The following is an 18569-nucleotide window of genomic DNA, read 5'->3' as shown; positions in this document are numbered from 1 at the left end:
GGAAGCCGGCCGCCTGCTGGACCGCCACCCACCGGGACGGATGCGCCGCGTGCCGCTGACACCGCGCTCACCCTGGCGTGTCAGCCCTCGACCGTCAGCGCCAGGCCCGAAGGGCCGTCGCCTCCGGGCAAGGCGTACGGATCACTCCCAGGCGGGGGCACCCGCATGGGTCGTGACCCGTTCCACGGTGCAGCCCATGTCGGCAACCGCTGCGAGCAGGGTCAGCCGCGCCCGCTCCTCGTCGGCGGGCGGGTAGGCGATGCGGATCTGGTGTCCGTAGGCCGTTTCATAGGTGAGCTTCCAGTCGAGGGCCAACGCGGCGAAATGGTCCTGCCGGGCGTCCTCGCCATCGTCGACCGCGCCTCGGTCGGCGGTCGGGGCGAGCGCCCCTCGCAGTATGCGTAGCCGCTCGGGATAGTCGGGCCCGGTTGCCGCCGGGTCGGCGAGGCAGACGGTCACATACCGTCGGGTGACGAAGGGGTCGAACCACGGCTTCGCCGGCGGCGGGGCGATCAGCTCCGTGCCGAGGTTCCCGGACAACCAGTCGTACAGAAAGGCGACCGCGCCCATCGGGTGCGGTTCATAGCTCCAGCCCCGGGGGTTCCACAGCACCGTCGTCCAGGTGTCCGGCTCCCCTTCGGTCAGCCAGCAGAGCCGATCTCCGTTGTCCGTACCAGCCCACACCAGGAGCCCACCGGGCTCGGGATAGTAGGGATAGGGGTGCTCCTCGGGGTACTTCTCCCGGGATCGTCTCTCCCCCTCCAGCAGACGGCGGGCGCCTTGCAGTTGCCCCTGGCCCGAGAACGGGTTCAGCGGGCTGACGAAGTCGACGAACTGGCCCAGTCCGTAGCGACCGGTGAGCGCCTTGAAGTCGGTGGGTAGTCGTAGCCCGAGATCGGCCTCGATCGGCGCCCAGTCGCCGTCCGCGGCCACGGGGGACGGCGGCGGCGGTACCAGACGGGTGAGGGCGTCGAGGTTCGTCATGGGCCGGATTGTAGGAAACGCCTCGCCGTCGGTCGGGGGCCAGGGCGTCGGGAACACGCCCGCCCGCCCCCGGGAACCCCCTCGGCCGGACTTGACCGAAGGCTGCTCCCAGGCAACCCGAATCCCCGTCGGCACGTCTTGCTTGGGGACTATGCATGACGCGTATACGCAGTGTGTATAGTTCGATGGCGCCTGCGGCCCGACCTGCTGCGCAGCGCATATCTCGTACTTCTGTCGCCGACCATCCAGGGGAAGTCTCGCCATGCCCATCACCGGCAAGAGGGCCACCGCAGCGGCGGCCGTCGCTGCTCTGACGCTGACACTCGTCGGCTGCTCCATGGACACCACGGCCCCCGCGGACGCGCGCTCGGACGCCCGGTCCGATGGCAGGTCGCTGAAGAACCCGACGGGTACGGTCCAGGCCAGCACCGTCACCCCCGACACCCCGGTCGACTGCGAGAAGGCCAAGTGCATCGCCCTGACCTTTGACGCGGGCCCGGGCAAGGACACCCCGCGACTGCTCGACACCCTGCTGAAGGAGCGGGTTCCCGCGACCTTCTTCCTGCTCGGGAAGAACCACGTGGTCAGGTACCCGGGGGTGGTGAAACGTATCTCCGCCGAAGGGCACGAGGTCGCCAACCACACCTGGACCCATCGCCGCCTCGACCAGCTGAACCGTGCGGAGATACACGAGGAGCTCTCCCGCACCCAGGAGGCGATAGCGAGGATCACCGGCCGCGAGCCCACTCTGATGCGCCCGCCGCAGGGGCGGATCGACGATGAGGTCACCGAGGTCAGCAAGGAGCTCGGGCTCGCCCAGATCCTGTGGAGCGCCACCGCCAAGGACTACTCCACCAATGACTCCGCCCTGATCGAGAAGCGCATACTGAAGCAGGCGGGACGAGATGGAATCATCCTGCTGCACGACATCTACGACGGCACCGTTCCCGCCGTCCCCGGCATCATCGAGCAACTGAAGGACCGCGGTTACACCTTCGTCACCGTGTCCCAACTCCTGGCCCCCGCCCAGGCCAACCCGGGTGAGGTTTACCGCCCGTAACGCCTGCACCCGCCCGCTCTTGGCGGGGTCCGCGGGACCCCGGCGGACGGCCGTACCCGGTCCGGCATGCGCGAAAGCGTGAGGAGGAAGCGCTTCGTTGCTGACGGGGCCACCCGGTTCAGGGCAGACTGGCGGGTGCGAATCGGCAGTTCGGCAGGGGGCAGCTATGGACCGTGACCACGGGCCACGCGTACCGGAGCAGCGCGTTCCGACGCCCAGTGACGTCATCGACCTCCGTTTCAGTGTGCTGGGTCCGGTACGGGCCTGGCGCGGCGGCGATCCTTTGCCGTCCGGATCACCTCAACAGCGGGCCCTGCTGGCCGCGCTGCTGCTGCGTGACGGGCGTACGGCAACCGCCGCGGAACTGATCGATGCCATCTGGGGCGACGATCCGCCGCTGCAGGCGCTCGCCGCGATCCGTACCTACGCCTCCAGGTTGCGTAAGGTCCTCTCCGCGAACGCGCTGGTCAGCGAGTCCGGTGGTTATGCCATCCGGATAAGGCGCGAGTGCCTGGACCTCGCCGTCGCCCATGAGTTGGCGGTCGACGCGGAGAAGGCACGTGCGGCCGGGGAGCGAAACCAGGCCAGGGCGCTACTCGACAAGTCGCTCGGGCTGTGGGACGGCGAGGCGCTGGCGAATGTGCCGGGGCCCTACGCCGAGAGTCAGCGAGTGCGGCTCGACGAGTGGCGGCTCCAGCTGCTGGAGACCCGGCTGGATCTCGATCTGGAGGCCGGGTGCCATGCACAGGCCGTATCGGAGCTGACCGCGCTCACCGCGGCTCACCCGTTGCGGGAGCGACTGCGTGAACTGCTGATGCTGGCGCTCTACCGCAGTGGTCGACAGGCGGAGGCACTCGCCGTCTACGCGGACACCCGACGGCTTCTCGCCGAGGAGTTGGGCGTCGATCCGCGGGCCGAGTTGTCCCAGCTCCAGCAGCGCATTCTGCGGGCCGACGCCGAGCTTGCCCAGCCGAGCAACGAGCAGGCCCAGGTACTCCACATCGCCCAGCCCGCGCAGCTTCCCGCCACCGTGCCCGACTTCACCGGCCGGGTCGCCTTCGTCAGGGAGTTGGGCGGCAAACTCGCCACCGCCGAGGGCTCGATCATGGCGGTCTCGGCGCTCGCCGGCATCGGAGGCGTGGGAAAGACCACCCTGGCCGTCCATGTCGCCCACGAGGCCCGTCCGCACTTCCCGGACGGCCAGCTCTATATCGATCTGCAAGGCGCGGGCAGCCGTGCGGCGGAACCGGTCGCGGTGCTCGGAGCGTTTCTGCGCGCCCTCGGTGTGCCCGACGCCTCCATCCCCGACTCGCTGGCCGAGCGCTCCGGGCTCTACCGCTCCACGCTCGCCGGCCGCCGGGTTCTGGTGCTGCTCGACAACGCCCGCGACGCCGCGCAGATCCGGCCGCTGCTGCCGGGGACCGCGGGCTGTGCGGCCCTGGTCACCAGCCGGGTCCGCATGGTCGACCTGGCCGGCGCTCATCTGGTGGACCTCGATGTGATGTCCCCCGAGGAGGCTTTGCAGCTGTTCACCCGGATAGTGGGTGCCGAACGGGTCGGCGCGGAGCGCGAGTCGGCCCTCGATGTCGTGGCGGCCTGCGGGTTCCTTCCGCTGGCCATCCGCATCGCCGCCTCCCGACTGGCCGCCCGGCGCACCTGGACGGTCTCCGTACTCGCCGACAAGCTCGCCGACGGACGCCGTCGTCTCGATGAACTCCAGGCCGGGGACCTGGCCGTGAAGGCCACCTTCGAGCTGGGGTACGGGCAGTTGGAACCCAACCAGGCACGTGCGTTTCGACTGCTCGGCCTCGCCGACGGACCGGACATGTCACTGACGGCCGCCGCCGCGGTACTCGGGCTGCCGCTCCATGAGACCGAGGACCTCCTTGAGGCGCTGGTCGACACCTCGCTGCTGGAGTCCGCCGCACCCGGCCGCTACCGCTACCACGATCTCGTACGCCTCTACGCCCGCTCCTGCGCCGAGCGCGACGAGCGACCGGAGGAGACCGAGGCCGCGCTGTCACGGCTGCTGGACTTCTATCTCGCCACGGCTGCCCGGGTGTACGGGATGGAGCGCCCGGGCGACCGCCTCGTCGACCATGTCGGACCGACCGTCCACGGTGGGCTGACCTTCGATGATCAGCGCGAGGCGCAGGACTGGCTGTACTCGGAGGCCAACTGCCTGCTGGCCAGCGCCCGCCAGGCGACGGACGGGCAGCGGCTGCGGCTCGCGGTGGATCTGCTGTGGGCGGCTCAGGACCTCGCCGAGTCGGGTGCCAACTCCAAGCTGTACGAGATCGCCGCGGCGTCCGTCGGGGATGCGGCCCGCACATCGGGCGACCCCAGGACCGAGGGGCGCGCCCGGACGTCGATGACCAATGTCCATCTGGTGGCCGGTCGCTATGAGCACGCGGACGAGGAGGCCAAGGAGGCCGCCGCACTGGCGCAGGTCGCCGACGACCCGGCGCCCGTCTACTGGTCCGACAACGACCGGGGCATCATCGCCTTCAACCAGGGCCGGTACGCGGAGGCCGAGGAGCACCTGCGGCGAGCCACGGAGGGATCGCGCGCCGATGGCAATCTGCCCGGAGAGGCGAGCGCCCTGTGCAATCTGTCCCGTATCCATCTCTCCACGGGCCGGGTGGCCCAGGCCATCGCACTGGCCGAGCAGGGCGTGGCCATCTACGACCGCATCGGGCACACCCTGCGGCTGGCGAACGCCCGCTATGCCCTGGGCGTCGCACTGACCCAGGCGGGGCGTCACTCGGAGGCCCTGGAGCAGCTGACGGAGGCCCTGGACCGGTTTGAGACCAGCCGGCAGCGGCTGTGGGAGGGGACCACCCACTTCCGTATCGCCCAGGCGCACTACTCGGCACGGCGTACGGCCCGGGCCGCCCAACATGCCGAGCAGGCGCTGGCGATCGGCTGCATCGGTGGGGATCGCACCCGGGCGAATGTGCTGATCACCTTGGGTAGGGCGCTGTCGTCGCTGGGGCAGGCCGACCGCGCCAGGGCCTGCTGGCTGGAGGCGCTGGCACTGCATGAGGCGTCGGGCGCGGTGGAGGCGCAGGAAGTGCGGGAGTTGCTGGAGCCGTTGAGTGCGGCGTAGGACTGTAGGGACGTACGTTTGACCCGCCGGTCGAAGGGGACTCGGCGAGCACCGTCCGAACGCGGGACGGGGGGCCGGGCGGGGTTCGACCGGTGTTGAACCGGGCCCCTGTCGTGGCGCGATCGTGGCCGCACCCGTCGGCGGCGAGCGCCCTGACCGCTCCTGCCAGGCCGTTCATCGATTGTTTATGCCCGTCAGACATGCTCCAGTGCAGTCGATCCGTCGCGTCGGGGGGCAGACGGATCGCGCAGGGCCCATCACCTCTCCGGGGGGAGAGTGAGGGTCCTCGGCCTTCCGTCCGGCGACCCTCGGGGGAGTCTCCGGGCGGAAGGCCTTTCTGGTTCACAGAAAGGCAAACCCAGTGGGGGACGAGATGAGCGACATGAACGACAAGGCCCCAGAAGACATCACCACCACGGGCGACCACCACACGCCCGCACCACCGCGGGATGGCATCGCCACCCTGGACCACCACACACCCGCACCGCCCGTCGAGGGTGAGCCCCAGGTCCAGGCGGACCGTCACACGCCGACCCCGCCGAGGGACGTGGTGAGCACGCTGGGCGACCACCACACACCCACACCTCCGCGGGACGCGGTGGCCACGCTCGGCGACCACCACACACCGGCTCCCCCTCGGGACGCCGTGGCAAGGCTCGGCGACCACCACACACCGACCCCGCCGAGGGACGCGGTGGCCACGCTCGGCGACCACCAGGCGCCCGCACCGCAGCGGGACGTCATCAGCACTCTGGACCACCACACCCCCGCACCGCCCAAGGACGGTGGACCCAAGGCACAGGGCGACCACCACACGCCCGCCCCTCCAAGGCTCTGACCGGAGACCGTAGGAGCGCATGACGAAGTACGGCCGCGGCGGCGCGGGGGAACGGCCGCCGCAGCCGTGGTGTGTCCCGGCGGTCTCGCCGGCGCCCGGAGCGAAGCCCGAGCAACACCCGGGGCAGTACACGCCGACAGATTCCACATAAAGAATTCTCCAGCGCCTATGAGCCATAGGCGGCCGAAAACACCCGCTCACCATGCGCTTTACCTGACAACCGATCAGTCGATCCGATCACAAGTTCCCTTTCCGCAACACAACTTCACAATTTCTTGCGGTTAGACCTACCGAGATCGCTCGGGAACGGTGTCTACTGGGGCAGCTCACTGCCCCAACAGCCCTGACCAGCACCCTCCCCGAGGTCTATTCGATGATCGAGATACCGGACCTGGCCGTCATCGGCCTGGCCGCCGGGACCCTGTCAGCGTTCGTCTTGGGGGGCGGGCTCCTACGATCCCGCCGTCAACACGTGCGACAGCAAGCGGAGATCACCACCCTCCGCTCCGATCTGGACTCCGCGCGCGAGGAAGTCGGCCGCACCTCCCGCGCCATCACCGCCGAAGTGGTACATCTGGCTCAGCGACGCCTACCGGCCGCGGCAACCAGCTCCGTCCACTCGCATATCCAGGTGCCCGGACCGCTCCGCCCCGACCTGCTGTCCGGCAGCGCCCTAGGCGCCGGCCTCAACCAGGTGCTGGAAGGCTTGCTCTCCGCGGTGACCCAGGAGCGCAAGCGGGTGGATGCCGCCGCCCGAGCGGGGATGCGGGGCACCACCCGCGAAATCCAGGCGGGCCTCTATCGGCTCCAGGACGTACTGCGCGGCCTCCAACAGCGTTACGACGAACCGGAACTGGCCGAAACGCTCTTCGCTCTCGACCACGAGAACGAGCAGTCCCTGCGCCGCGCACAGGTCGCCGCCGTGGTCTGCGGGGCATGGGTCGGACTCGCGCGCGAGGAGTCCCATCTCGTCGACGCGGTGACCGGCGGCCAGTCACGGCTCGCCGGATACCACCGGATCCAGATCGGCAACCATCTGGAAGACGGTACGGCGCTGGTGTCGCACGCCGTTGAGCCCGTCGCCATCATCGTCGCCGAGCTCCTCGACAACGCACTGCGCCACTCCTCCCCGGACACCGTGGTCACGGTCAATCTGGAGCGCGCCCACCACGGGGTCACCGTCACCGTGGACGACGCCGGTGTCGGGATGGCCCAGGACGAACGCGGCTACGCCCAGCGCATGGTGGCCGGTAGCGACCCGATCCTGCTCTCCGAGCTGGGCGATCCACCGCGGATGGGATTGGCCGCGATCGGCCAGCTGACCCGGCAGTTCGATCTCACCGTGGATCTCTCCTCGCCCTCGCCCTATGGCGGGGTGCGGGCGGTGCTGCTGATCAACAACCATCTGCTGAGCCATATCGACTCCACCGTGCGACCACCGGCCGCCGCCGCGGCGCACTCCACCCGTCGGGGTTCGGCCACGACCGAGTCGGCAGAGGTCGGCCCCGACCCCGCACGTCCGACCCTGGACGCCATGCCGGCGCAGCGGAACTCGGAGACCAGGTCGGCCGCCCACCCGCCCGCGACGCAACCGGACCGGGATTCGGCCCAGGCCCCAGCACCCGCGACCGAGCGGGCCCCGGCCCTGGGAGCACCGGCGCGCCCCGCGGGCGACGGCGAGGAAGCACCCTCCCACAGCGCCTTCGCCGAGCCCGGCACCCATGAGCCGGTGCGCTCGTCCGCCGCCCATGACGGTGATCGCGACGACCAGGTGCTGCCCCGCCGCCGGCGACGGACCAGGCCCGCACCCAGCGCCGACACACCCGTCAGGGCTCGTCCCTATGCGCCCGTCCGTACCCCGGAGGAGTCGGCGGCGGCCCTTGGGGCGCTCCAGGCCGGGACCATGGCCGCCCGCAACGCCGAGCCCGTACAAGAAGCAGCCGAGCCACGGCGCACCGTCGCCGAATTGGAAGGGAACGACCCCCGATGACCAGCCGCACCTCCCGCGAAACAGGCGACACGGCATGGGTACTCGATCCCATCCTGGAGATACCGCATGTGCGGGCCGCCGTTCTGCTCACGAGGGACGGTTTGGTCTCCGGCTACTCGGATCGTCTGTCCCAGCCGTCGGCCGAGCGGGTGGCCGCGATCACCAGCACCGTGCAGGGCGCCTGCCGTACCGCCGCCGCGGCCTTCGCCGACGAGGAGACCGCTGAGGTTCGGCAGGTGGTCATCGAGTCCGACCTCGGTTACATCCTCGTCGCGCCCACGCGCCACGGCACCTGTGTGGCTGCCTTCGGCGACCCCGAAGTGCGGCTGGACCTGCTCGCCCACCGGGTGCACTCCCAGGTGGCCCGGCTCGGCGAGAAGGCGATGACCGCCGCGCCCCGCGGAGCCGACGGCACCGGTCCCGCATGACCGGACGCCGGGGCGGCCGGCCGCTGGTCCCCGCGTATCTGTCGACGGGTGGGGAGGCACGGCCGAGCCGAAGGAGTCTGGAGCGTCTTTCGGTGCTGACCGGTCTGGTCGGCGGCTCGGGGAGCGTTCCCTCAACCGGGGGTTCTTCGCCCAGCGGCTCGGCGGACGACAGCACCGGCCGGGAAGCGGGCTCCCGGGACCGCGCACCGCAGCCGGGGGAGCGGCCGAACTCGCAGGTCAGCGACGTAAGAGAGGGGTGTCCTGGGTATGGAGAGACAAGGACAGGCGGTCCTCCCGCCGGCCCTCTCAGCGGCGGCTACCTCGGGCGGAGTCCGCTTTCGCCCGACGATTGCGTACCGCTGCCCCCCGGACATGCCGAAGCCCGGCCCGCCGCACCCGCGCCATCCCCCACGCCGGCAGCGGCTCCACCGCCGTACCAGAGGCGGCAGCAGCCCTTGCCGACCGATCTCGCCGCCGCCCAACGCAGCCTCCTGGAGATCCTGGACGGCGGGTCCCTGACGGTGGTGGAGACGGCGGCGCTCCTGGAACTTCCCGTCTCAGCGGTGCGGGTACTCGCAGCTCAGCTCATCGACCGGGGGCTGGTCAGCGCCCGAGGACCGATCCCCTACGCAGCCAAGCCTCGTCCTGATCTGTTGGAGAGAGTCGCCGATGGTCTCCGCGCCCTCAAGCTCTAGCGCGCCGGCAAGCGCGAGTGGTTCGCAGGGCTCCCACGGCCTGCATCTGCCGGACAGCGCCCGTGAACTGGTGAAGATCCTGGTGACCGGGCCCTTCGGGGTGGGCAAGACCACCCTGATCGACTCCGTGTCCGAGATCCGCCCGCTGCACACCGAGGAGCAGTTGACCGAGGCGTCCGTATCCGTGGACAACCTCGCCGGTGTGCGGGACAAGACCACCACCACGGTCGCCATCGACTTCGGCCGCATCTCCCTGAACGGGGGAATCGTGCTCTATCTCTTCGGCACCCCTGGACAGGAACGTTTCCGCGCACTGTGGGGCGATATCTCCTACGGCGCGCTCGGCGCTCTGGTCCTGGTGGACACCCGACGCATCGACGACTCCTTCGAAGTGCTGGGTCTGGTGGAGGAGTCGGGGCTGCCGTACGCCGTCGCGCTGAACACCTTCCCGGACTCCCAGCAGTACACCGATGAGCAACTGCGCACCTCGCTCGATCTGGAGCCCGACACCCCGATGGTGACCTGCGACGCGCGGGACCCCCATGCCTCCGTCGATGCCCTGCTCGCCCTTGTCCAGCACCTGATAGCCCGCGATGGCCAGAGCCCGGAGTCCAACTGACGATGTGTGCCGCCTACCCCGCCCCTTCCGCTGACGCCTTCTCCCTCGCGGCCCCGGTCCGGCTGTGGGAGGACGGTTTCGCCGCCGATCCGGCCGGCTACTACGAGCGGTTGAAGGCCCAGGGCCCGATCGGTTGGGCCGAGCTCGCGCCCGGTGTGCCGGCCTACATCGTGGTCGATCGCCGGGCCGCGCTGGAACTGCTCCACGACCCCGATACGTGGTCGCACGATCCACGCCCCTGGGAGGTGACGGTCGCCGAGGACTCCCCGGTCCTGGGGATGATGCGCTGGCGGCCGAACACCCTCTTCGCCGACGGTCAGGAGCACCTTCGCTACCGCCGCACGCTGGTCGACGCCTTCGCCCTCATCGAACCGCACGACCTGCGCGAACGGGTGCACCAGGCGGCGGACACCCTTGTCTCCCGGTTCAGCCCGGACGGTCGCGCCGATCTGCTCGGCGACTACGCCCGGCCGCTGATGGCCCGGGTCTTCAACAGCCTCTTCGGCCTTCCGGACAGTGAGAGCGACCGGCTCCACAACTCGATCGGCGAGATGATGGAGGGCGGTGAGCGAGCGGCCATCGGTGAGCAGGAGTACGGGCGGTACGTCGTTGAGCTCGTCGCCAGGAAGACCGCCAAGCGGGGCAACGACCTCACCAGCTGGCTGCTCAACCATCCGCTGGAGCTCACCGCGGAGGAAGTGACCTGGCAGGTCTTCCTCACCCTCGCCGCGGGCCATGAGCCCACCGCGAACCTGGTGACCAACGCGCTCTCCCGCATCCTGGGCAACCCGGCCTACTACACCACCCTCACCAGCGGCTCGCGTCCGGTGATGGACGCGGTGGTGGAGGTGCTCCGCTATGAGACCCCGATGTCCAACTACGGTATTCACTACACCAGTAAGCCGGTGAGCTTCCACGGTGTATGGGTACGCGAGGCCGTTCCGGTGGTGGTGTCCTACGGTGCGCTCGCCTACTTCGCCGAGCAGGACCAGCGGCACGCGGGGGGCCACCATCCCCATGACGCCTCGCACCTCTCCTGGTCGGCCGGCCCGCACGCCTGCCCGGTGAAGCACCACACGCTGCTGATCGCCACCGAGGCCATCGAACGGCTGACCCAGTGGCTGCCCGACCTCGATCTGGTCACCCCACGGGGGCAGCTGACCTGGCGACCGGGCCCGTTCCATCGCGCGTTGACCGCGCTGCCGGTGCGGTTCTCCCCCCGAGCACTCAACCGTTGACACCCTCGCTCGGGCTGTGCGGGAGCGCCCACGCTGTGGTGACGAAGCGGGCGGCGCTCGCGCGGTAGCCCTCGCTGGGCCGGTATCCAGCTGAACCGGTCTTCCGCCGCTGCCCGGGCCCGCCCCGGCACAGCTCTGGACGCCGGTGGGCCTCAGCTGACTCCGGGCGCGGCGAAGGGGGTCTTGGGCGTCCAGTCAAACCGGCCACCGGCGGCCTTCGGGTGGTCACCTGGGATGCGGGCGCAGGGCGACTCCACATCGATCACCAGCATCTGGCGGGAGCTGCCCCACTGCACGGCGACGATGTCCCCGGTGACGGGGTCCTCGAAGCGGGAGCCGACCTCCAACCAGTCGGGGCCGTTGTTGTCATAGGCGTATCCGGCCTTCCAGCCATCGCCGAAGAGCCGGTCGGCCAAGGTGTCCATGGCGCCTCGGGCGGCACGCTCATCGATGTTCCGCACACCCCAGTTGTGTCGCACACCGATCGCCCTGCGATCCGTACGGCCCGAGTTGATCAGTGAGGTCCGCTTGCAGCGGGTGGAGCGGAGGGTGTTGAAGCCCGGGGTGATGGGGTCGCGCAACCGCATCTCCAGAAACAGATCACGGGAGCGGTCCTGGACCCGCTCCGCCACCGCGTCCGGGTCGGCTGGGGAGTAGGGCTTGCCGTTCCACAGCTCACTGGCCCGGGGGGCGATGACCGCCACGGTCGCGATGATGGCGACGACGAGCCCGCCCGCCACGATGTACCAGAGCCTCTGGCTGCTGCTGCGCATGGCGAAGACGGTACGGGTAAGGCGGGGGCAGGCGCCTGAGTAGTCGTACCCATGTGCGGATCGCGGGGTGAGCGATCGGGGGGGCTCTCCTCTCGCTTCGGACAGGGAGAAGCCGTTCGCCTGGAAGAGTTCTTGATGGCTTCTTCATCGGTTCTTCAACATGCCGGACCTACGGTCGTGGTCGTCCGGACACCTCCGTGGACGGACGCCGACGAACGGTGAGGGAGTCCCGGGGATGAGTGCGCGTCGATGGTTCGGTGGCCGGCTCGTGGTGGTGGGGATGGCCTCAGCGGTGGCGTTGACACTCACCGGCTGCGGTGACGGCGACGGCAAGGACAGCGAGAAGGACGAGGTCGCGTCCGTGCAGGGTGACAAGGCCGGTGCCCAGAACGACAAGGGGGCGACAAGTGAACTCGCCACCTATGTCGAGGGTCAGCGCAAGTGGGTCCAGTGCCTGCGGGACAAGGGCCTCGATGCCCCTGACCCGGACGCCAAGGGCTCGGTGAAGCTCGGAGACGCGAGCAAGTTGAAGAAGGACCCGAAGTTCCTGGCGGCCATGGAGAAGTGCAGCGATCTGAGCCTTGCCGTGCCGGCGGGCGTTGAGAAGGCCCAGCAGGGCAAGTTGAGCAAGAAGGAGATCGAGACCCGCAAGAAGTACTCGAAGTGCATGCAGGACAAGGGCGCTCCCGACTTCCCCGACACCAATGACGACGGTCACACCGAAGAGGTCACCTGGGACCAATCGTCCGCGGGAGCCAAGCGCGCCGCGCGTGAATGCGGCTCGATCATCGGGGTTCCGGCGGACGGCACCTACACGCCCCAGGGCTGATGGGCGAGGACCGTGGATGCCATGACGGACGAGGAACAGCACAGATCGGGCGCGACCGTGGTGGAGCAGCACCCGCGAGGGCGAAGGGGTGTTCGGCGAGGCCGTGGCCCGCTCCTGGTGGGGGTGGCGATCGTGGTGGTCGCCGCGGTGAGCGCGGTGGGGGCTCTGGGTCTGGGTGGGGACGACGAGGTGTCGGAAGGGTCTCCGGGCCGCGGCAGCAAGACGGTGCAGGTGACGCGTTCCACCCTGATCGACCAGACCGAGATCGACGGGCGACTCGGGCACGGGCCCGAGGTGCCCTTCCCGATCAAGGCGCAAGGCACGGTGACCTGGTTGCCCGAGCGTGGCACGAAGGTGGGCCGCGGACAGCCGGTGCTGCGGGTCAACGACCGCCCGGTGACGCTGCTCTACGGCAGCATGCCCATGTACCGCGATCTGGCGGTGCCGTCGGCTGCTGCCCCCGCTGACGACGGCCGAGGGGGCGACGACAGCCGTGGCGCTACCGGCGCCAGCGCCGGTGGTACGTCCGCGGCGGCGGGCAGTGGGAGCACCGGTGGCAGCGGGAGCGCCAGCAGCGGAACCGAAGGGGCATCGGCGAGCGCCGGCACAGGCAGTGGTGGAAACAGCGGGAGTGGGGGCGGCGGGACCAGCGACACCACAGGCAGTGGTGGTCAGGCGGGCGGTGCGAGCGCCGAGAGCGTCACGGCCACCGGCGCCGGACGCCCGGCCACCGCTCCGCGGGAGCGGACAACTCCCCTGCGCGGCATGGACGTCAAACAGTTCGAGACCAATCTGAGCGCCTTGGGGTACTCGGGCTTCACCGTCGACGAGTCGTACTCCGAGCTGACCGCGCAGGCTGTCAAGCGGTGGCAGAAGGACCTCGGCATCCCCCAGACCGGCCGGGTCAGCGCCGGGGACATCGTCTACGGTCCTGGCCCGATCCGCATCGCGGCCACCAGTGTGCGCGTCGGCGGATCGGCCGCGGGCGATCCGGTGAGCTACACCAGCACCTCCCGCATGGTGAGCGTGAACGCGCCCGCCGCCGATACCGAATGGGCCCAGCGAGGCAGTTCGGTGACGGTCGAGCTTCCCGATGGACGGTCGGTCAAGGCGAAGGTGGCCAGTGTGGGCAACGACGCGTCCGCGCCGACCGAGGGTTCGGGAAGTGGTGAGGGAAGCGACGGCGGCACCGGAGCGGCGGGCAGCGGGCCGGCAACCGTGTCCGTGGTGATCACCTTCTCCGACCAGAAGGCCCTGGGCAGGCTGGAGAGCGGGCCGGTCACGGTTCGGTATGTGGTGAAGGAGCGCAAGGGGGTGCTGACCGTTCCGGTTGCCGCGCTCGTGGCCCTCGCCGAAGGGGGCCACGCCCTGGAACTGGCCGCCGACGGAACCGGCAGCGACCGTTTCATCCCCGTCAGGACAGGTCTGTTCGCCGGCGGCAAGGTCGAGGTGACCAGCCCGGCGCTCTCCGAGGGCGCGAAGGTGAGGATTCCGCAGTGACATCAGCGAGCCCGACGAGCCCCTCAGCCGCCCCGCAGACCCGGGAGCCGTCGACAGTCGCGCCCGTGGTCGAGTTCCTCCGGGTCTCCAAGACCTACGCGGGCCAGGTCACGGCCGTCAGCGAGGTCGATCTGGCAATCGGATACGGGGAACTGGTCGCCGTCGTGGGCCACTCCGGATCGGGCAAGTCGACCATGCTGCATCTGATGGGCACGCTCGACCTGCCGTCCTCGGGCCGGGTCACCGTCGACGGCCACCGGATCGACGAGCTGACCGACCGCGAGGTCTCCGCCCTCCGGGCGCAGCGCATCGGTTTCGTGTTCCAGCAGTTCCATCTGGCGGTGGGCGTGCCGGTGCTCGACACGGTCGCCGACGGTCTGCTCTACGCGGGTGTCCCCCTGAGGGAGCGGCGGCGCAGGGCGGCCAAGGCGCTGTCGCGGGTGGGCCTGGACCACCGGATCGGGCATCTCCCCCATCAGCTCTCCGGCGGCGAACGCCAACGGGCCGCGGTCGCGCGAGCAGTGATCGGAGAACCGGCGCTGCTCCTCGCGGACGAGCCCACCGGCAACCTCGACTCGGCATCAGGGGCAGCGGTACTCGAACTGCTGCGGGAGTTGCACACGGCAGGGACCACGGTGGTGGTCATCACCCATGACCGGGAGATGGCCGCGCAGTTGGACCGTAGGGTCGAAATGCGGGACGGTCGGATCGTCGCGGACAGCGGACCCGTGATGGCCCGCCCGGAGACCCAGCGATGAGCCGACGCCGTGGGGCGCCCGTGCTGCGTCCCGCGCGGTTGGGGCCGCCCGACATCATCCGGCTGGGCGGCACCGGGCTGCGCACCCGACCGCTCCGGGTCTTTCTTTCCGCGCTGGGCATCGCCATCGGTGTCGCCGCGATGGTCGCGGTGGTGGGCATCTCCAGCTCCAGCCGGGCCGAGGTCGATCGCGAACTCGACAGCCTGGGCACCAACATGCTCCGCGTCGCCCCCGGTCAGGGCACCGACGGCCAGAAGAAGCCCCTACCGCGGGACACGGTCCCCATGGTCCAGCGCATCGGTCCCGTAGAGCAGGTGGCGGCCACGGGGGCGGTCAAGGATGCCTCCGTGTACCGCAATGAGCACGTCCCGCCGGGCCGGACGAGCAGTGTGGAGGTGGCAGCGGCCGGGCCGGATCTGCTGGCGACGGTCGGCGGCCGGATACACAACGGCCGATGGCTCCGGTCCGCGACCGAGCAGTACCCCGCCGTCGTCCTGGGAGCGCAGGCCGCCCGCAGGCTGGATGTGCACACCCCGGGCACCCGGCTGTGGCTGGGCGGGAAGTGGTTCTCGCTGGTCGGTGTGTTGAAACCGGTGCCGCTCGCGCCGGAGATCGACCAGTCGGCCCTCGTCGGCTGGCGGGCCGCTCAGACGTATCTGGGCTTTGACGGCCACCCTTCCACGGTGTATGTCCGAGCCAGGGACGACAGGGTGAAGACGGTACGGGACGTTCTCGCGTCGACGGCCAACCCGGCGAACCCTGGTGAGGTCCTGGTCTCCCGGCCGTCGGACGCCCTCGCCGCACGGGAGGCGACCGAGTCCGCGCTGACGGGTCTGCTCCTCGGCCTCGGCGGGGTCGCCCTGCTGGTGGGTGGCGTCGGAGTGGGCAACACCATGGTCATCTCGGTACTGGAGCGCCGCCCGGAGATCGGGCTGCGCAGATCGCTGGGCGCCACCAGCGGCCAGATCCGGGGCCAGTTCGTGGCCGAGGCGCTGCTGCTGTCGGCTCTGGGCGGGCTCGGTGGGACGGTGCTGGGTACGGCCATCACCGCGGGATACGCGTATCTGCGCGACTGGCCGACCGAGGTGCCGATGTGGGCCGCGGGCGCCGGCATGGGGGTGACGCTGCTCATCGGCGCGCTCGCCGGGCTCTATCCAGCGGTGCGGGCGGGGCGGCTCGCACCGACGCAGGCACTGGCGGGCACGTGACTCCCTGAACGGTTCGGACCCCGGGGTGGGGGTCCGAACCGTTCAACTGGCCGCCGCGGGGGCGGTTTGGAGACCGTTCGCCGTTCCTGCCACGGCGAGCACAATGGTGAACGAGGTCCCCGCGCCCACCGTGCTCCGCACATCGATGGACCCCCGGTGGTCGGTCACGATCTGGCGGGCGATGGAGAGTCCGAGGCCGCTGCCCCCGGTGGCCCGCCCACGGGAGGCGTCGGCCCGCCAGAAGCGGTCGAAGAGATGGGGGAGGTCGTCGGCGGGAATCCCCTTGCCCGTATCCCTCACCTCGACGATCACCAACTCCCCCTGCGGAACGAGAGCCAGGGTCACGGTGCCACCGGGCGCCGTGGCCCTCAGCGCGTTGCCCACCAGATTGCCCACGACCTGCCGCAACCGATCGGCATCGGCGTGGACATGCACGGGGTGCGTCGCCTCCACGACCAGCACGACCCCCGCGCTCTCGGCCTGGGTCCGCAGGGCGACCCTGCACGTCTCCAGGAGCTCCCGCAGGTCGATGTCCGCACGGTGATAGGTGAGCGCCCCGGCTTCGGCGAGGGCCAGATCCTGGAGGTCGTCCACGATCCGCTGCTGCAGCATCACCTCTTCATGCAGCGAGTCGAAGAGTTCCGAGGTCGGCTCGACGAACCCGTCCTGGAGCGCCTCCAGATAGCCTCGGAGATTGGCCAGCGGGGTACGCAGCTCATGGGCGATGTCGCCGGTGAGTCGGCGCTGTCGCTGCTCCCCGTCCTGGATGGAGATGGCCATGCGGTTGAAGGCCCGCCCCAGTTCGGCGATCTCGTCCTTCCCGGAGGCGGGTACGCGGCGGCTCAGTTCGCCCTCTCCCAGCCTGCGGGCGGCCAGGGTCAGGGCATGGATGGGACGGAGTACGGCCCGGCTCAGCAGCAGCGCACCGAGGATGACAGCGAGCGCCACCCCCGCGGCCACGCCAACGGCCGGCGCGGCGGCGAGGGTCGGCGGGGACTCGTCCAGAACGCCCAGCCGCACTTCGAGCCGCGGTGGCGCGGCGGACACGATCTGTTTCTTGAAGACGCGTTGGAGGCAGGCGTTCAACGGCGTTTCGAACTCGCACTCCGAGACCGCTTCATGGACCCGGTCGGACTCCGGATCGGTCATCTCCCGTGACTTCACACAAGGTGACGAGCTGTGGTCGGAGTTGATCTGGGGAAGGCCGGAACCATCGGGGTGGACGCTCACCCTGGCGCCCGCTCGGGTCAGACAGGCCGCGTAGTGCACGGTGGACCGGTACTCGCCTATCAGACCGACGGTGCGCTTCAACGCAGTGCGCGGTTCGAGCCCTTCAGGGAGGCGGATGTCCGGACGGGAATCGACCAGGACCGGAGGCTGCCGACTCACCTTGCGCGGCTCACGGCCGGCCAGCGCATCGGAGTCGGCAAGGAGCACATCGGACTCCGTGGCGACCCGGATGCGCTGCCCGGTGTCCTTCGCGAGCCCGCTCACCGTGGGCGAGAGACCGTCCCAGGTGCCGTGGACGTACCCGTACTCCCGCAGAGCGCCGGTGATACGGGCGACCTCCTGCTGTCCTGCGGTGACGGACTTCTCCACCTGCCCGGTGGCCTGGCGCCAGGTCAGCCAGGCGGTCGCCGCCGTGGCCACCAGGGCGACGAGCATCAGCAGGCTGACCGCCCGCAGCCGGAAGCTCACCGCGCCGCACCCGAGGGGACGGTCAGACGGTAGCCGCGCCCGTAGACCGTCTCCACATACTGGTGACGGCCCGGCCCCTTCTCCAGTTTCCGCCGCAGATTCATCACATGGGCGTCAACCGTGCGCTCCATGACGTTCTGGTCGAAGCCGAAGACCCTGTCGATGATCTGGGCCCTGGTGAAGACCCGTCCCGGCTCCTCCGCCAGCACGCCCAGGATGGCGAACTCCTTGCCGGTCAGCACCACGGGATCGCCCGCGACCCGCACTTCGAAACGCGCGGGGTCCACCTCCAGCTCGCCGACCCTGAACACGGTGGGACCGGAGCGCCCGGCGGCCTTCGCCCGCCGTAGCAGAGCCCTGACCCTCGCGGTCAGCTCCCTCGGGCTGTAGGGCTTGGTCATGTAGTCATCGGCTCCCAGGTCCAGGCCGAGCAGCATGTCCTCTTCGGTGGTTCTCGCGGTGAGCAGCAGGATGGGGACCTGGGACTCCGTGCGCAGGATGCGACAGACATCGAGGCCGTCGACGTGCGGCATCATCACATCGAGCACGATGAGATCGGGTCGGGTGGAGCGTGCGCGATCGATCGCCGAGCGACCGTCGGCGACGATCTGTACCTCGTTGCCCTCGCGCTCCAGATAGATGCGTATCAACCGTGCCTGCTTGACATCGTCCTCGGCGACGAGGATACGAGGGCTCACAGCGAGGCTCCTTTGAGGCGAGTACCCGAGGTACCTGGAGAGCCTATGCGTTGACGGGCAATCACCGGACTGGTCAGCGCCGTTGAGAGTCAGCGGCAAGTGACCACGGCCGGCTTTCGCCGTCGTGAGCGGGCGACAGCCGCT

Annotated in this window: 16 protein-coding genes; 12 read left to right on the top strand and 4 right to left on the bottom strand. The window is 70.0% G+C overall.

Features of this window, described 5'->3' with window-relative positions; genetic code table 11:
• Positions 1 to 141: 141 nt before the first annotated feature.
• A complete protein-coding gene (locus tag NBG84_RS34610) occupies positions 142 to 984 on the bottom strand; it encodes an SMI1/KNR4 family protein (RefSeq protein WP_250923646.1) in 843 nt (280 codons plus the stop codon).
• A gap of 262 nt (positions 985 to 1246) precedes the next feature.
• Here NBG84_RS34610 and NBG84_RS34605 point away from each other — a divergent pair, with 262 nt between their 5' ends.
• The 8 genes from NBG84_RS34605 (at position 1247) to NBG84_RS34570 (ending at position 10961) form a co-directional block, all read left to right on the top strand.
• Positions 1247 to 2044 (top strand): polysaccharide deacetylase family protein, encoded by a 798-nt coding sequence (locus tag NBG84_RS34605; protein WP_250923645.1) that lies wholly within the window; start codon positions 1247 to 1249, stop codon positions 2042 to 2044.
• Between the two features lie 166 nt (positions 2045 to 2210).
• Complete coding sequence (gene afsR, locus NBG84_RS34600; protein ID WP_250923644.1) at positions 2211 to 5153, top strand: SARP-family global regulator AfsR; 2943 nt, start codon at positions 2211 to 2213, stop codon at positions 5151 to 5153.
• 373 nt (positions 5154 to 5526) lie between these two features.
• Complete coding sequence (locus tag NBG84_RS34595) at positions 5527 to 5991, top strand: hypothetical protein (protein WP_250923643.1); 465 nt, start codon at positions 5527 to 5529, stop codon at positions 5989 to 5991.
• A gap of 373 nt (positions 5992 to 6364) precedes the next feature.
• Positions 6365 to 7981, top strand: a complete 1617-nt coding sequence (locus tag NBG84_RS34590; RefSeq protein ID WP_250923642.1) for an ATP-binding protein — start codon at positions 6365 to 6367, stop codon at positions 7979 to 7981.
• The gene (locus NBG84_RS34585) at positions 7978 to 8409 is read left to right on the top strand and encodes a roadblock/LC7 domain-containing protein (protein ID WP_250923641.1); all 432 of its coding nucleotides are present in this window, start codon (positions 7978 to 7980) and stop codon (positions 8407 to 8409) included. Before NBG84_RS34590 ends, NBG84_RS34585 begins: the two co-directional genes overlap by 4 nt.
• Positions 8410 to 8864: 455 nt before the next feature.
• Positions 8865 to 9104, top strand: coding sequence for a DUF742 domain-containing protein (locus tag NBG84_RS34580; RefSeq protein WP_425608751.1), 240 nt, complete (start codon positions 8865 to 8867; stop codon positions 9102 to 9104).
• Positions 9079 to 9723 carry a GTP-binding protein gene (locus tag NBG84_RS34575; RefSeq protein ID WP_250923640.1) on the top strand — a complete coding sequence of 215 codons (645 nt, stop codon included), beginning with the start codon at positions 9079 to 9081 and terminating at the stop codon, positions 9721 to 9723. Before NBG84_RS34580 ends, NBG84_RS34575 begins: the two co-directional genes overlap by 26 nt.
• Positions 9724 to 9725: 2 nt before the next feature.
• The gene (locus NBG84_RS34570; RefSeq protein WP_250923639.1) at positions 9726 to 10961 is read left to right on the top strand and encodes a cytochrome P450; all 1236 of its coding nucleotides are present in this window, start codon (positions 9726 to 9728) and stop codon (positions 10959 to 10961) included.
• A gap of 152 nt (positions 10962 to 11113) precedes the next feature.
• On the opposite strand, the gene NBG84_RS34565 is transcribed toward NBG84_RS34570, so the two are convergent.
• Positions 11114 to 11734: a hypothetical protein gene (locus NBG84_RS34565; protein ID WP_250923638.1), complete on the bottom strand. Its 621-nt coding sequence runs from the start codon at positions 11732 to 11734 to the stop codon at positions 11114 to 11116.
• A 235-nt stretch (positions 11735 to 11969) separates the two neighbouring features.
• Between NBG84_RS34565 and NBG84_RS34560 the strand changes: the two genes are divergently transcribed.
• The 4 genes from NBG84_RS34560 (at position 11970) to NBG84_RS34545 (ending at position 16029) form a co-directional block, all read left to right on the top strand.
• Entirely contained in the window at positions 11970 to 12563 is a 594-nt protein-coding gene (locus tag NBG84_RS34560) for a hypothetical protein (protein WP_250923637.1), read from the top strand.
• 21 nt (positions 12564 to 12584) lie between these two features.
• Entirely contained in the window at positions 12585 to 14063 is a 1479-nt protein-coding gene (locus NBG84_RS34555; protein WP_250923636.1) for a peptidoglycan-binding protein, read from the top strand.
• 65 nt (positions 14064 to 14128) lie between these two features.
• A complete protein-coding gene (locus NBG84_RS34550) occupies positions 14129 to 14821 on the top strand; it encodes an ABC transporter ATP-binding protein (protein ID WP_250923683.1) in 693 nt (230 codons plus the stop codon).
• On the top strand, positions 14818 to 16029 hold the full coding sequence (locus tag NBG84_RS34545) for an ABC transporter permease (RefSeq protein WP_250923635.1): 1212 nt from the start codon (positions 14818 to 14820) through the stop codon (positions 16027 to 16029). Before NBG84_RS34550 ends, NBG84_RS34545 begins: the two co-directional genes overlap by 4 nt.
• Before the next feature lie 42 nt (positions 16030 to 16071).
• On the opposite strand, the gene NBG84_RS34540 is transcribed toward NBG84_RS34545, so the two are convergent.
• Together NBG84_RS34540 and NBG84_RS34535 are read right to left on the bottom strand one after the other, a co-directional pair.
• Positions 16072 to 17727 (bottom strand): sensor histidine kinase, encoded by a 1656-nt coding sequence (locus tag NBG84_RS34540; protein WP_250923634.1) that lies wholly within the window; start codon positions 17725 to 17727, stop codon positions 16072 to 16074.
• Positions 17724 to 18425, bottom strand: coding sequence for a response regulator transcription factor (locus tag NBG84_RS34535; RefSeq protein ID WP_250923633.1), 702 nt, complete (start codon positions 18423 to 18425; stop codon positions 17724 to 17726). The genes NBG84_RS34540 and NBG84_RS34535 overlap by 4 nt, the downstream gene beginning before the upstream one ends.
• Between the last annotated feature and the right edge of the window lie 144 nt (positions 18426 to 18569).

The organism is Streptomyces albipurpureus (genome assembly GCF_023701525.1).
In the GTDB taxonomy this organism is placed as follows: Bacteria; Actinomycetota; Actinomycetes; order Streptomycetales; family Streptomycetaceae; genus Streptomyces; species Streptomyces albipurpureus.
This window is presented reverse-complemented; position numbering and strand designations above follow the sequence as displayed.

Excerpts from the sequence above, each read along its gene's own strand:
- NBG84_RS34610 (WP_250923646.1), bottom strand. The coding sequence starts at position 984 with ATGACGAACCTCGACGCCCTCACCCGTCTGGTACCGCCGCCGCCGTCC.
- NBG84_RS34545 (WP_250923635.1), top strand. The coding sequence starts at position 14,818 with ATGAGCCGACGCCGTGGGGCGCCCGTGCTGCGTCCCGCGCGGTTGGGG.
- afsR (WP_250923644.1), top strand. The coding sequence starts at position 2,211 with ATGGACCGTGACCACGGGCCACGCGTACCGGAGCAGCGCGTTCCGACG.
- NBG84_RS34575 (WP_250923640.1), top strand. The coding sequence starts at position 9,079 with ATGGTCTCCGCGCCCTCAAGCTCTAGCGCGCCGGCAAGCGCGAGTGGT.
- NBG84_RS34585 (WP_250923641.1), top strand. The coding sequence starts at position 7,978 with ATGACCAGCCGCACCTCCCGCGAAACAGGCGACACGGCATGGGTACTC.
- NBG84_RS34570 (WP_250923639.1), top strand. The coding sequence starts at position 9,726 with ATGTGTGCCGCCTACCCCGCCCCTTCCGCTGACGCCTTCTCCCTCGCG.
- NBG84_RS34565 (WP_250923638.1), bottom strand. The coding sequence starts at position 11,734 with ATGCGCAGCAGCAGCCAGAGGCTCTGGTACATCGTGGCGGGCGGGCTC.
- NBG84_RS34560 (WP_250923637.1), top strand. The coding sequence starts at position 11,970 with ATGAGTGCGCGTCGATGGTTCGGTGGCCGGCTCGTGGTGGTGGGGATG.
- NBG84_RS34595 (WP_250923643.1), top strand. The coding sequence starts at position 5,527 with ATGAGCGACATGAACGACAAGGCCCCAGAAGACATCACCACCACGGGC.
- NBG84_RS34555 (WP_250923636.1), top strand. The coding sequence starts at position 12,585 with ATGACGGACGAGGAACAGCACAGATCGGGCGCGACCGTGGTGGAGCAG.
- NBG84_RS34605 (WP_250923645.1), top strand. The coding sequence starts at position 1,247 with ATGCCCATCACCGGCAAGAGGGCCACCGCAGCGGCGGCCGTCGCTGCT.
- NBG84_RS34590 (WP_250923642.1), top strand. The coding sequence starts at position 6,365 with ATGATCGAGATACCGGACCTGGCCGTCATCGGCCTGGCCGCCGGGACC.